Genomic DNA, 13,690 nt, shown 5'->3' with positions numbered 1-13,690 from the left:
CGACCGCAAAGCCGCGCAGGGGCAACCGTCCGGCCCGAACCGGGGCAAGCAACCAGACCTGCCGTCGGCGTGGCCCGACAGGCGTAGGAACCGACCCCGCCAAAGAATAAGGCCCCCGCGCCTTTCGGTGCGGGGGCCTTGTCTCAGACGCGGACGATCACTCGTCGCGGCTTTCCACCGTCTCGACCAGACCCGAATCCTCGGGGCCAAGGTCGATCACCTCGTCGACGGGGGCTGCCAACGCCGCAGCGGCCTCGGCCTCGGCGCGGCGGGCGTCGATCACGATCTGGTCGCGGTCATGCGCGATCTTCTTGACGCGCGAGGTCGCCCCGCCCGTCCCGGCCGGGATCAGCCGGCCGACGATCACGTTCTCTTTCAGCCCGACCAGCTTGTCGCGCTTGCCCTGAACCGCGGCTTCGGTCAGCACGCGGGTCGTTTCCTGGAACGAGGCCGCCGAGATGAAGCTGCGGGTTTGCAGCGACGCCTTGGTGATGCCGAGCAGGATCGGTTCGGCATGGGCCGGACGCATCCCGTGTTGGTTGGCCTTGTCGTTGACCTCGTCCAGTTCGGCCTTGTCGACATGCTCGCCCTTGAGCAGCGTGGTCTCGCCGGAATCAAGCACTTCGAATTTTTGCAGCATCTGCCGCACGATGACTTCGATGTGCTTGTCGTTGATCTTCACGCCTTGCAGTCGATAGACCTCCTGCACCTCGTCGATCATGTAGTTCGCCAGCGCCTCGACCCCCATGATCCGCAGGATGTCGTGCGGAGCCGGGTTGCCGTCCATGATATAGTCACCCTTCTGCACGAAGTCGCCTTCCTGCACCGGGATGTGCTTGCCCTTGGGCACCATGTATTCGACGGCCTGAAGCGTCTCGTCCACCGGCTCGATCGTGATGCGGCGCTTGTTCTTGTAGTCCTTGCCAAAGCGCACATAGCCGTCGTTCTCGGCGATGATGGCATGATCCTTCGGGCGACGGGCTTCGAACAGTTCCGCCACGCGGGGAAGACCCCCGGTGATGTCCTTGGTCCGGGCGCCTTCGCGCGGGATACGCGCCACCACGTCGCCGGCGCGGACGGCCTGACCATCCTCGACCGACAGAATGGCCTCGACCGACATCGGATACGAGATCGGGTTTCCGGCCTCGTTGCGCACCGGATCGCCGGTTTCCGGGTTCATCAGGATCACTTCCGGCTTCAGATCGCCGCCCTTGGGCGCCGAACGCCAGTCGGACACGATCTTCTGCGTCATGCCGGTCGCTTCGTCGGTATCCTCGCGGACCGAAATGCCCGAGATCAGATCCACGAACCGCGCCACACCGTCCTTTTCGGCAATGATCGGCAGGGTGTAGGGGTCCCATTCGAACAGGCGGTTGCCACGCTTGACCACCTGCCCGTCCTTGACGTGGACCTTGGCGCCATAGGTGATCTTGTGGGTCGCGCGTTCCTGACCGGCCTCGTCGATGATGGCGATCTGCATGTTGCGGCCCATGACGATCTGATCGCCCACGGCGGTTTCAAGGATGTTGGGGTTGCGGAACTCGATCCGGCCCTCCTGGCTGGCTTCAAGGAACGACTGCTGACCGCCCTGCGCGATGCCGCCGATGTGGAACGTCCGCATCGTCAGCTGCGTGCCGGGTTCACCGATCGACTGCGCGGCGATGATGCCGACCGCCTCGCCGATGTTGACCAGCGTGCCGCGGGCAAGGTCGCGCCCGTAGCACATGGCGCAGACGCCTTCTTCGGCCTCGCAGGTCAGCGGGCTGCGGATGCGCACCAGCGCCACGTTCGCCTGATCGATCAGGTCGGCGCGGCGTTCGTCGATCAGCTCGCCCTTGGCGACCACCACTTCATCGGTGCCCGGAACAAGGATGTCCTCGGCCGCGACACGGCCCAGCACACGTTCGGACAGCGGGCTGACCACTTCGCCTTCGTTCACCGCGGCCGAGGCCGTGATCGCATTCTCGGTGCCGCAATCGTGGCTGCGCACGATGCAGTCCTGCGCCACGTCCACCAGACGCCGCGTCAGGTAACCCGAGTTCGCCGTCTTCAGCGCGGTGTCGGCCAGACCCTTCCGGGCGCCGTGGGTCGAGTTGAAGTATTCAAGAACGGTCAGACCTTCCTTGAAGTTCGAGATGATCGGCGTCTCGATGATCTCGCCGTTCGGCTTGGCCATCAGGCCGCGCATCCCGCCCAACTGCTTCATCTGCGCGGGCGAGCCCCGCGCGCCCGAGTGGGACATCATGTAGACCGAGTTCGGCTCTTTCTCGGCGCCGGCATCGTCATACCGGACGGCCGAGATCTCGGCCATCATCTCACCGGCCACCTTGTCCGAGCATTTGGACCAGGCGTCGACAACCTTGTTATACTTCTCGCCCTGAGTGATCAGGCCGTCCATATACTGCTGTTCGAACTCTTTCACCTGCTCGCGAACGTCGTTCACGATCGGCCATTTGGTGTCCGGGATCAGCATGTCGTCCTTGCCGAACGAGATGCCGGCCTTGAACGCCTCGCGGAATCCCATGCCCATGATCTGGTCGCAGAAGATCACCGACTCTTTCTGGCCGCAGTAGCGGTAGACGGTGTCAATGACGTTCTGAACGTCCTTCTTCCGCAGAAGCCGGTTGACCAGTTCGAACGGCGCCTTGGCGTTCAGCGGCAGAAGGTTGCCCAGCCGCAGGCGGCCCGGCGTGGTCTCATACCGCTTGATGACCTCGTTGCCTTCGTCGTCGATCTGCTTGATCCGGGCGATGATGCGGGCGTGCAGATGCACCTCGCCGGCGGCAAGGGCGTGTTCCACTTCCTCGACCGAGGCGAAGGCCATGCCCTCGCCCTTCATGCCCTTGCGCTCCATCGTGGTGTAATAGAGGCCAAGAACCATGTCCTGCGACGGCACGATGATCGGCGCACCGTTGGCGGGCGACAGCACGTTGTTCGTGGACATCATCAGCACGCGCGCTTCCAGCTGGGCTTCCAGCGAAAGCGGAACGTGAACGGCCATCTGGTCACCGTCGAAGTCGGCGTTGAACGCCGAGCAGACCAGCGGGTGAAGCTGGATCGCCTTGCCTTCGATCAGGATCGGCTCGAACGCCTGAATGCCCAGACGGTGCAGCGTCGGCGCGCGGTTCAGCAGCACCGGATGCTCGCGGATCACCTCGTCAAGGATGTCCCAGACCTCGGGGCGCTCTTTCTCGACCAGCTTCTTCGCCTGTTTGACGGTCGAGGACAGGCCCTTCGCCTCAAGCCGCGAATAGATGAACGGCTTGAACAGTTCGAGCGCCATCTTCTTCGGCAGGCCGCACTGGTGCAGCTTCAGCTCCGGCCCGGTCACGATGACCGAACGACCCGAAAAGTCCACGCGCTTGCCAAGCAGGTTCTGGCGGAACCGGCCCTGCTTGCCCTTCAGCATGTCGGACAGCGACTTCAGCGGACGCTTGTTGGTGCCCGTGATGACGCGGCCGCGGCGGCCGTTGTCGAACAGCGCGTCGACGGCTTCCTGAAGCATCCGCTTTTCGTTCCGGACGATGATGTCCGGCGCGCGCAGCTCGATCAGCCGTTTCAGACGGTTGTTCCGGTTGATGACGCGGCGATACAGGTCGTTGAGGTCCGACGTGGCAAACCGGCCGCCGTCCAGCGGGACCAGCGGGCGCAGTTCCGGCGGGATCACCGGCAGCACGGTCAGGATCATCCACTCCGGCCGGTTGCCCGACTCGAGGAAGGATTCAACGATCTTCAGCCGTTTGATGATCTTCTTCGGCTTGAGTTCGCCCGTCGCCTCTTTCAGCTCTTCGCGCAGCGTCTCGGCGGTCTGCTCCAGATCGATCGCCGACAGCATCTCGCGGATCGCCTCGGCGCCGATGTTGGCGGTGAAGGCGTCGGCGCCATACTGGTCCTGCGCGTCAAGGAACTCTTCCTCGGTCATCAGCTGGCCGTAGGTCAGGTCGGTCAGGCCCGGCTCGATGACGACGTAGTTTTCAAAGTAAAGGATACGCTCCAGATCGCGCAGCGTCATGTCCAGCATCAGGCCGATGCGCGACGGCAGCGATTTCAGGAACCAGATATGCGCCACCGGCGCCGCCAGTTCGATATGGCCCATGCGTTCGCGGCGCACCTTTTGCAGCGTGACTTCCACGCCGCATTTCTCGCAGACGACGCCGCGATACTTCATGCGCTTGTATTTGCCGCAAAGGCATTCGTAGTCCTTGATCGGCCCGAAGATCCGGGCGCAGAACAGGCCGTCGCGCTCGGGCTTGAAGGTCCGGTAGTTGATGGTCTCGGGCTTCTTGATCTCGCCATAGGACCACGAAAGGATCCGTTCCGGCGAGGCGAGCGAGATCTTGATCTCGTCGAAGGTCTTGACCGGCACAACCGGGTTGAACGGATTGGTCGACAGTTCCTGGTTCATTTCCTGTTCCCTGAAAGGAGGTTGCGGTCGAAGAACGGGGCGCTTCCCCGGGCCGAAGCCCGAAGAAGCGCGCGGCCGTTATTCTTCATCCGCATCCAGGAGTTCCATGTTGAGGCCAAGGCCACGCACTTCCTTGACAAGCACGTTGAACGATTCCGGCACGCCGGCCTCGAAGTTGTCTTCACCCTTGACGATGGACTCGTACATCTTGGTGCGGCCCGCCACGTCGTCCGACTTCACGGTCAGCATTTCCTGAAGCGTGTAGGCGGCGCCGTAAGCCTCCAGCGCCCAGACCTCCATCTCACCCAGACGCTGGCCACCGAACTGCGCCTTGCCGCCCAGCGGTTGCTGGGTCACCAGCGAATACGGCCCCGTGGAACGCGCGTGCAGCTTGTCGTCGACAAGGTGGTGCAGCTTCAGCATGTACTTGACGCCCACGGTGACGGGACGGGCGAACTGCTCGCCCGTGCGGCCGTCAAACACGATGGACTGCCCGCTTTTGTCAAAGCCCGCACGGCGCAGCGCGTCGTTCACGTCCGGCTCTTTCGCGCCGTCGAAGACCGGGGTCGCGATCGGCACGCCCTTGGTGACGCGGCTGGCCATTTCAACCAGATCCTCGTCATCGCGGTCAGCGAACGCGCCCTCATAGGTTTCGTCGCCATAGGCCAGACGCATGGCTTCCTTGACCGGGGTCAGGTCGCCCGAGCGGCGATACTGCTGCAACGCCTCGTCGATCTGGATGCCCAGACCGCGCGCGGCCCAGCCCATGTGGGTTTCCAGAATCTGCCCGACGTTCATCCGCGACGGCACGCCCAGCGGGTTCAGCACCAGATCGACATGGGTGCCGTCGGCAAGGAACGGCATGTCCTCGATCGGGACCACCTTCGAGATGACGCCCTTGTTGCCGTGACGACCGGCCATCTTGTCGCCCGGTTGCAGCTTGCGCTTCACCGCCACGAACACCTTGACCATCTTCATCACGCCCGGAGGCAGGTCGTCGCCGCGGCGGACCTTTTCCACCTTGTCCTCGAAGCGGTGATCAAGCGCGCGTTTCTGCGCCTCGAACTGCTCGTGGAGCGCCTCGACTTCCTTGGCGTCGGCTTCTTCCCCAAGGGCAAGCTGCCACCACTGCCCGCGCGACAGCGTGGACAGCAACTCGTCGTTGATCTCGGACCCGGCCTTGATGCCTTTCGGCCCTTTCACGGCGACCTTGCCCATGATCAGCGTCTTGAGCCGCGAATAGATGTTGCGCTCAAGGATCGCGAGTTCGTCGTCGCGGTCGCGGGCGAGGCGTTCGACTTCCTCACGCTCGATCTGAAGCGCGCGTTCGTCCTTGTCGACGCCGTGGCGGTTGAAGACCCGAACTTCAACGATGGTGCCATAGGCCCCCGGCGGCAGCCGCAGCGAGGTGTCGCGCACGTCCGACGCCTTTTCGCCAAAGATCGCACGCAGCAGCTTTTCTTCCGGCGTCATCGGGCTTTCGCCCTTCGGCGTGATCTTGCCCACGAGGATGTCGCCCGGCTGCACTTCGGCACCGATATAGACGATGCCGGCCTCGTCGAGGTTGCGCAGGGCTTCCTCGCCGACGTTCGGGATGTCGCGGGTGATCTCTTCCGGCCCAAGCTTGGTGTCGCGGGCGGCGACCTCGTATTCCTCGATGTGGATCGAGGTATAGACGTCGTCGCGCAGGATACGCTCGGAGATCAGGATCGAGTCTTCATAATTGTAGCCGTTCCACGGCATGAAGGCCACGACCACGTTCCGGCCAAGGGCCAGTTCGCCCATGTCGGTGCAGGGGCCGTCGGCCACCACCTCGCCACGCGCCACCACATCGCCCACCTTCACCAGCGGGCGCTGGTTGATGCAGGACGACTGGTTCGACCGCTTGAACTTGCGCAGACGGTAGATGTCGACGCCCGGCTCGCCGGGTTCCAGCATCTCGGTCGCCCGGACCACGATCCGGGTGGCGTCCACCTGATCGATCACGCCGGCACGCCGCGCCATGATGGCCGCGCCACTGTCACGCGCCACCACGGCCTCGATCCCCGTGCCCACGAAGGGCGCATCGGATTGCAACAGCGGCACCGCCTGCCGCTGCATGTTCGAGCCCATCAGCGCACGGTTGGCGTCGTCGTTTTCAAGGAACGGGATCAGCGAGGCCGCAACCGATACAAGCTGCTTCGGCGACACGTCGATCAGGTCGATCGCATCGGCCGGGTTCAGCATGAATTCGCCGGCCTTGCGCGACGAGATCAGGTCTTCCGCGAACCGGCCTTCCTCATCCTGCGACGCGTTGGCCTGCGCCACAGTGTGGCGCATTTCCTCGGTCGCCGACATGTAGACGACCTCGTCGGTCACCTTTCCGCCGATCACCTTGCGGTAGGGGGTCTCGATGAAGCCGTATTTGTTCACCCGCGCGAAGGTCGCGAGGCTGTTGATCAGACCGATGTTCTGGCCTTCCGGCGTCTCGATCGGGCACATCCGGCCGTAGTGGGTCGGGTGAACGTCGCGAACCTCGAAGCCGGCACGTTCGCGGGTCAGACCGCCCGGCCCCAGCGCCGACAGACGCCGCTTGTGGGTGACTTCCGACAGCGGGTTGGTCTGGTCCATGAACTGCGACAGCTGCGACGAGCCGAAGAACTCGCGCACCGCGGCCGCGGCCGGCTTCGCGTTGATCAGGTCCTGCGGCATGATCGTGTCGATCTCGACCGAGGACATCCGCTCCTTGATCGCGCGCTCCATGCGCAGCAGGCCGACGCGATACTGGTTCTCCATCAGCTCGCCGACCGAGCGCACCCGGCGGTTGCCGAGGTGGTCGATATCGTCGATCTCGCCCTTGCCGTCGCGCAGTTCGGTCAGCGCCTTGATGCAGGCGATGATGTCGTCGCGGTCCAGCGTGCGCTGGGTGTCGGGCTTGCCCAGATCCAGACGCATGTTCATCTTGACGCGGCCGACGGCCGACAGGTCATAGCGTTCGCTGTCGAAGAACAGCGTGTCGAAGAGGTTCGACGCGGCCTCGACGGTCGGCGGCTCGCCCGGGCGCATCACGCGGTAGATGTCCATAAGCGCGGTGTCGCGGCCCATGTTCTTGTCCGCCGCCATGGTGTTGCGGATGTAGGGGCCGACGTTGACGTTGTCGATGTCCAGCACCGGAATGTCGGTGATGCCCTGATCGAGCAAGAGCTTCAGCGTGCCGCCCTTCACCTCGCCGTCGCGGTCATACTCCATCGTCAGTTCGTCGCCGGCTTCGACCCAGATCTCGCCGGTTTCCTCGTTGATGATGTCGCAGGCGACATAGCGGCCGACGATGTGATCGAACGGCACCAGAAGCTCGGTGATCTGGGCGTCGTCGATCCATTTCTTGACCATCCGCGGCGTGGCTTTTTCGCCCGCCTTCAGGATGACCTCGCCCGAGGCCGCATCCACCAGATCATAGCTCGGACGGGTGCCGCGCACACGCTCGGGGAAGAACCGGGTGACCCAGCCGCGGTTCTTCTGATACTTGAAGTCGACCGTTTCGTAATAGGCATCCATGATGCCTTCCTGATCCATGCCAAGCGCATAGAGCAGCGTCGTCACCGGCAGCTTCCGGCGGCGGTCGATGCGGGCGAACACGATGTCCTTGGCGTCGAATTCGAAGTCAAGCCACGAACCGCGATAGGGAATGATCCGGCAGGCGAACAGCAGCTTGCCCGAGGAATGGGTCTTGCCCTTGTCATGGTCGAAGAACACGCCCGGAGAGCGGTGCATCTGGCTGACGATCACGCGTTCGGTCCCGTTCACGATGAACGTGCCGTTCGCGGTCATCAGGGGCATGTCGCCCATGTAGACGTCCTGCTCCTTGATGTCCTTGACCGAACGGGCCCCGGTGGTCTCGTCGACATCGAACACGATCAGACGCAGGGTCACCTTCAGCGGGGCGGCATAGGTCATGTCGCGCTGCTGGCACTCGTCCACGTCATACTTGGGCTTCTCCAGCTCGTATTTCACGAACTCGAGCACGGCGGTCTCGTTGAAGTCCTTGATCGGGAACACCGACTGAAAGACGCCCTGGATGCCTTCGCCATCGGCAGCCTTCGGCCCGTCGCCGGACTTCAGGAACAGATCGTAAGAGGATTTCTGAACCTCGATCAGGTTCGGCATCTCCAGGACTTCCCGGATCTTGCCATAATACCTGCGGATACGTTTCTGGCCAACGTAGCTCTGAGCCATGCTCGAAGTCACCTTTCGTTTTCGCGGGCGCACGGACCGTCGGGCCACGGGCATGCGCCGCTTGCGAAGCAGGGGGTGAGGTCCCATTCACGCCCGCCGTCCCACCGGCGGGCTCCCGAACCTCGAACCGCGCCTTGGAAGGGGCTTCGCAGCGAAGCCTCTTCCGAGACAGGTTCGGCTGGGCCCGACTATCCGTCGGACCCAGCCCGTTTTCAACCTCTGGATGCGCGAGGCATCCGCCGGATTACTTCAGCTCGACTTTCGCGCCGGCTTCTTCCAGCTTTTTCTTCATGGCTTCGGCGTCGGCCTTCGAAGCGGCCTCTTTCACCTTGCCACCGGCTTCCACCAGATCCTTGGCTTCTTTCAGGCCAAGACCGGTGATCGCGCGCACTTCCTTGATCACGTTGATCTTGTTGGCGCCGGCGTCGGTCAGGACGACGTCGAACTCGGTCTTTTCTTCTTCGGCCGGGGCGGCAGCCGCGGCCGGGCCGGCCATCATGACGGCGCCACCGGCGGCCGGCTCGATGCCGTATTTGTCTTTCAGGATGGTCTTCAGCTCTTGGGCTTCGAGCAGGGTCAGACCAACGATGTCTTCGGCGAGTTTGTTCAGATCAGCCATTTTCTGTTCCGTTCTTCAAGATGGGGTCCAACATGGTGGGCGACAACCCACGCAGGTCGACGAGATTGCTCAAGCGGCTTCCCGCTCCTCCAGGGTGGAGAGGATGCCGGCGATGTTAGAAGCAGGTGCGCCAATGGCCCCGGCGATGCTCGACGCGGGCGCACCGATGCACGACACGATCTGAGCGATAAGCTCTTCGCGCGACGGCATGGCGGCCACGGTTTTCACACCGGCCTGGTCCAGGATCGTGTCGCCCATTGCCCCGCCGAGAATCACGAACTTGTCGTTCTTCTTGGCATAGGCATCCGCAACCTTCGCCGCAGCGACGGGGTCCTCGGAATAGGCCATCACGGTCATGCCCGTCAGCAGATCAGCCATGTTTTCACAGGGTTGACCAGCAAGGGCGATCTTGGCGAGCTTGTTCTTGGCAACGCGAACGGACCCGCCAACGGCACGCATCTGCGCGCGCAGGTCCTGCATCTGAGCAACCGTGACGCCTGCGTAGGCCGCAACCACGACCACGCCAGAGCTTGCGAAGATCTGGCCGAGTTCCTCGACCACTTTCTCTTTCTGGGCTCTATCCACAGTTTCACTCCAAGTTTGGGGGTTTCCCCCCGGCTCACTTCTGCCCCGCAAGCGGGGCGTTCGGGTCCGCGATGTGGTCCCGAGCCAAGATCCTGCGAGTCGCCCCGGAAATCTGTCTCGTTCCCCATCTCAGGCAGGAGATTAAGGGGTTACCCCCACCCGCCGTCTCGGACAGGACGGGGCGTCGCCGCCCCGCCATCCCGTGCCCGAAAGCACGGAAATTCTTCAGTGGCCCAGCCTCAGTGGCTGGCGGCCGACGACAGGTCGACCGAAACGCCCGGTCCCATGGTCGAGGACAGCGACACCTTCTTCACATAGGTGCCTTTCGCCCCCGCCGGCTTGGCGCGGGTCACGGCTTCCACGAAGGCGCGGACGTTCTCGGCCAGCTTGTCGGCCTCGAACGAGATCTTGCCGACGCCGGCATGGATCACGCCCGCCTTCTCGACCTTGAACTGCACCTCGCCGCCCTTGGCGTTACCGACGGCACCCGCCACATCCATCGTCACCGTGCCGACCTTGGGGTTCGGCATCAGGTTGCGAGGACCGAGGATCTTGCCCAGACGGCCGACGAGCGGCATCATGTCCGGGGTCGCAATGCAGCGATCGAACTCGATCTTGCCGGACTGGATGGTTTCCATCAGGTCTTCGGCGCCGACGATGTCGGCACCGGCGGCCTTGGCCTCATCGGCCTTGGCACCGCGGGCGAACACCGCCACGCGCACGGTCTTGCCCGTGCCGTTCGGCAGAGTGACGACACCGCGCACCATCTGGTCAGCGTGACGCGGGTCGACACCCAGGTTCATCGCCACTTCCAGCGTCTCGTCGAACTTCGCCGAGGCCGCGCCCTTGATCAGCGCAACCGCATCCTCGACCGAGATCAGATCCTTGCCGACAAAGGCTTCACGCGCCGCGCGCGTCCGTTTTCCAACCTTGGCCATGACTTACCCCTTGACCTCGATGCCGCAGGACTTGGCCGAGCCAAGGATGATCTGCATCGCCGCTTCGATGTCGTTGGCGTTCAGATCCTTCATCTTCGCTTCAGCGATCTTGCGGATCTGCGCGACGGTCACGGTTCCCGCGACGTCGCGGCCCGGCTTGGCCGAACCCTTGGCGCGGTTGCGCTTGCCCACCGGCGGAAGGCCCGCGGCCTTCTTCAGCAGGAACGAGGCCGGAGCGGTCTTCAGCTCGAGGCTGAACGACTTGTCCTGGTAATAGGTGATGATGACCGGGGTCGGGGTGCCCGGCTCCAGATCGGCGGTCTTCGCGTTGAATTCCTTCACGAAGGCCATGATGTTCAGGCCGCGCTGACCCAGCGCCGGACCGACCGGCGGGGACGGGTTGGCTTGCCCCGCCTTCACTTGCAGCTTGAGGCTGCCGATAATCTTCTTGGCCATCTGGCCTCTCCTCTGTCACCACCCCCGAAGGGGCAATTTAGTGGTCCGGTTCGTCACGCCCTCAGGGCGCGCTCGCCTCCCACGATCGCCACGTCAGATGCCACCCTTGGCAACCTGCGTGAATTCCAGCTCGACCGGGGTCGCCCGGCCAAAGATCGAGACAGTCACCTTCAGACGCGAATGATCCTCATCCACATCCTCGACCATGCCCGAAAAGCCTTCGAACGGGCCATCGGTCACTTTCACCGTCTCACCCACATCATAGCGGATCAGGCTGCGCGGCTGCGCCTCGCCTTCCTCGACCCGGTTCAGAATGGTGTTCACTTCCGAATCGCGCATCGGCATCGGCTTGCCCTGCGGCCCAAGGAACCCCGTCACCCGGTTGATCGAGGAAATCAGGTGATAGCCGCGGTTCGACATTTCCATGTGAACCAGCACATAGCCCGGCATGAAGCGCCGCTCGGACGTGACCTTCTTGCCGCGCCGGACCTCGATCACCTCTTCGGTGGGGACCAGCACTTCGTCGATCTCATCCTGCAACCCGGCGTCCGCCACGGCCGTCCGGATCTGCTCGGCAACCTTCTTCTCGAAATTCGAGAGAACGCTTACCGAATACCAACGTTTCGCCATGCCTCGACCACCTCTTCGCGCGGGGATTTCCCGCCTCATCCGGCGAACCTGCGTCCGCCCCCAGAACAAAAAACAGCGCGCAACCCGAATCGCTGCGCGCCGGCCCTTGCCAAGTCACCGCCCGATTACAGGCAGCCCCCCCGTCAATCAAGCGCAAATGTCAGAAGAAGGTCAGCAGCAGGCTCAGGCCCTGACGGATGCCGAAATCGACCAGCGAGAAGAAGGTCGCCGTCAGCGCCGCCATCACGAAAACCATGACGGTGGTCAGCACCACCTCGCGCCGCCCCGGCCAGGTCACCTTCGAGACCTCGCTGCGCACCTGCGAAATGAACTGGAACGGGTTCGCCTTGGCCATCGTCTCGTCCTCTGGAAGCGTCGCGCGGCAGATACGCCGTCGGCGGCGAAAGTTCAAGGCGTCAGGCGATGTCGCGCGGAAAAGGCTTGGCAGGAGTTGGGGGACTCGAACCCACGACCCTCGGTTTTGGAGACCGATGCTCTACCAACTGAGCTAAACTCCTAAGCCTGCCCGCGAGGTAAGACAGCAGCGGCGCGAATGCAAGCCCGAATTTACGCCCTCGCGCGAATGCGATACGCCGCCGCAGGCCGGTCCGAACAAGCCAAGGGCGCGCGGATCTCTCCACGCGCCCTGCCCCGCCGATCCGAACCGGATCAGGCGATGATTTTCGAGACGACGCCTGCGCCGACGGTGCGGCCGCCTTCACGGATGGCGAAGCGCAGTTTTTCTTCCATGGCGATGGGGGCGATCAGTTCGACGTTGAACTTCAGGTTGTCGCCCGGCATCACCATCTCGGTGCCTTCCGGCAGTTCCACCGTGCCCGTCACGTCGGTCGTGCGGAAGTAGAACTGCGGACGGTAGTTCGCGAAGAACGGCGTATGACGGCCGCCTTCCTCTTTCGTCAGAATGTAGGCCTCGGCCTCGAACTTGGTGTGCGGCTTCACCGAGCCGGGCTTGCACAGCACCTGGCCGCGCTCGATCCCGTCGCGGTCCACACCGCGCAGCAGAAGGCCCACGTTGTCGCCCGCTTCGCCCTGGTCGAGCAGCTTGCGGAACATCTCGACGCCGGTGCAGACCGTCTTCTTGTTCGGGCGGATGCCGACGATTTCCAGTTCCTCGCCGACCTTCACCACGCCGCGCTCGATCCGGCCGGTGGCAACCGTGCCGCGGCCCGAGATCGAGAACACGTCTTCGACCGGCATCAGGAACGGCTGGTCCACGGCGCGGGCCGGGGTCGGGATGTATTCATCCACCGCCGCGATCAGCGCGCGGATCGAATCCTCGCCGATTTCCTTCTCGGTGCCGTTCATCGCGTGCAGCGCCGAACCCTTGATGATCGGAATTTCGTCGCCGGGGTAGTCGTAGGACGACAGAAGTTCACGGATCTCCATCTCGACCAGTTCGAGAAGTTCCGGATCGTCCACCTGGTCGACCTTGTTCATGTAGACGACCATGTAGGGAATGCCCACCTGACGGCCGAGCAGGATGTGCTCGCGCGTCTGCGGCATCGGGCCGTCGGCCGCGTTCACCACCAGGATCGCGCCGTCCATCTGCGCCGCGCCGGTGATCATGTTTTTCACATAGTCGGCGTGGCCGGGGCAGTCGACGTGCGCATAGTGACGCGATTCCGATTCATACTCGACGTGCGCGGTCGAGATCGTGATCCCGCGGGCCCGCTCTTCCGGCGCGCCGTCGATCTGGTCATAGGCGCGGAACTCGCCGAAATACTTCGTGATCGCAGCCGTCAGCGTCGTCTTGCCGTGGTCAACGTGGCCAATCGTGCCGATGTTGACGTGCGGTTTGTTACGTTCAAACTTTGCCTTTGCCAT

Annotated in this window: 9 protein-coding genes and 1 tRNA gene; all 10 read right to left on the bottom strand. The window is 63.5% G+C overall.

Features of this window, described 5'->3' with window-relative positions; translation table 11 throughout:
• Positions 1 to 157: 157 nt before the first annotated feature.
• Positions 158 to 4,405 (bottom strand): DNA-directed RNA polymerase subunit beta', encoded by a 4,248-nt coding sequence (rpoC, locus tag CRO07_RS02750; RefSeq protein WP_097029161.1) that lies wholly within the window; start codon positions 4,403 to 4,405, stop codon positions 158 to 160.
• A gap of 78 nt (positions 4,406 to 4,483) precedes the next feature.
• A complete protein-coding gene (rpoB, locus tag CRO07_RS02745) occupies positions 4,484 to 8,617 on the bottom strand; it encodes a DNA-directed RNA polymerase subunit beta (RefSeq protein ID WP_097029160.1) in 4,134 nt (1,377 codons plus the stop codon).
• A 244-nt stretch (positions 8,618 to 8,861) separates the two neighbouring features.
• A complete protein-coding gene (gene rplL / locus CRO07_RS02740; protein WP_097029159.1) occupies positions 8,862 to 9,236 on the bottom strand; it encodes a 50S ribosomal protein L7/L12 in 375 nt (124 codons plus the stop codon).
• 69 nt (positions 9,237 to 9,305) lie between these two features.
• A complete protein-coding gene (gene rplJ / locus CRO07_RS02735; RefSeq protein ID WP_097029158.1) occupies positions 9,306 to 9,821 on the bottom strand; it encodes a 50S ribosomal protein L10 in 516 nt (171 codons plus the stop codon).
• Positions 9,822 to 10,060: 239 nt separating this feature from the next.
• Entirely contained in the window at positions 10,061 to 10,759 is a 699-nt protein-coding gene (rplA, locus tag CRO07_RS02730) for a 50S ribosomal protein L1 (protein WP_097029157.1), read from the bottom strand.
• Positions 10,760 to 10,762: 3 nt separating this feature from the next.
• Entirely contained in the window at positions 10,763 to 11,215 is a 453-nt protein-coding gene (rplK, locus tag CRO07_RS02725) for a 50S ribosomal protein L11 (RefSeq protein ID WP_097029156.1), read from the bottom strand.
• 93 nt (positions 11,216 to 11,308) lie between these two features.
• The gene (gene nusG / locus CRO07_RS02720; RefSeq protein ID WP_097029155.1) at positions 11,309 to 11,845 is read right to left on the bottom strand and encodes a transcription termination/antitermination protein NusG; all 537 of its coding nucleotides are present in this window, start codon (positions 11,843 to 11,845) and stop codon (positions 11,309 to 11,311) included.
• Between the two features lie 160 nt (positions 11,846 to 12,005).
• A complete protein-coding gene (gene secE, locus CRO07_RS02715; RefSeq protein ID WP_097029154.1) occupies positions 12,006 to 12,200 on the bottom strand; it encodes a preprotein translocase subunit SecE in 195 nt (64 codons plus the stop codon).
• Between the two features lie 87 nt (positions 12,201 to 12,287).
• Positions 12,288 to 12,363: transfer RNA gene (locus CRO07_RS02710), tRNA-Trp, on the bottom strand.
• Positions 12,364 to 12,514: 151 nt separating this feature from the next.
• On the bottom strand, positions 12,515 to 13,690 hold a 1,176-nt coding region (tuf, locus tag CRO07_RS02705; RefSeq protein ID WP_097029153.1), incomplete at its 5' end, for an elongation factor Tu.

Origin of the sequence: Cereibacter ovatus (genome assembly GCF_900207575.1) — a bacterium.
Taxonomy (GTDB): domain Bacteria; phylum Pseudomonadota; class Alphaproteobacteria; order Rhodobacterales; family Rhodobacteraceae; genus Cereibacter_A; species Cereibacter_A ovatus.
The sequence above is the reverse complement of the archived record's forward strand: the minus strand, read 5'-3'. Positions and strand labels throughout refer to the sequence as shown.

Coding starts and splice junctions, on each gene's coding strand:
- rpoC (WP_097029161.1), bottom strand. CDS start 4,405: ATGAACCAGGAACTGTCGACCAATCCGTTCAACCCGGTTGTGCCGGTC.
- rpoB (WP_097029160.1), bottom strand. CDS start 8,617: ATGGCTCAGAGCTACGTTGGCCAGAAACGTATCCGCAGGTATTATGGC.
- rplL (WP_097029159.1), bottom strand. CDS start 9,236: ATGGCTGATCTGAACAAACTCGCCGAAGACATCGTTGGTCTGACCCTG.
- rplA (WP_097029157.1), bottom strand. CDS start 10,759: ATGGCCAAGGTTGGAAAACGGACGCGCGCGGCGCGTGAAGCCTTTGTC.
- rplK (WP_097029156.1), bottom strand. CDS start 11,215: ATGGCCAAGAAGATTATCGGCAGCCTCAAGCTGCAAGTGAAGGCGGGG.
- nusG (WP_097029155.1), bottom strand. CDS start 11,845: ATGGCGAAACGTTGGTATTCGGTAAGCGTTCTCTCGAATTTCGAGAAG.
- secE (WP_097029154.1), bottom strand. CDS start 12,200: ATGGCCAAGGCGAACCCGTTCCAGTTCATTTCGCAGGTGCGCAGCGAG.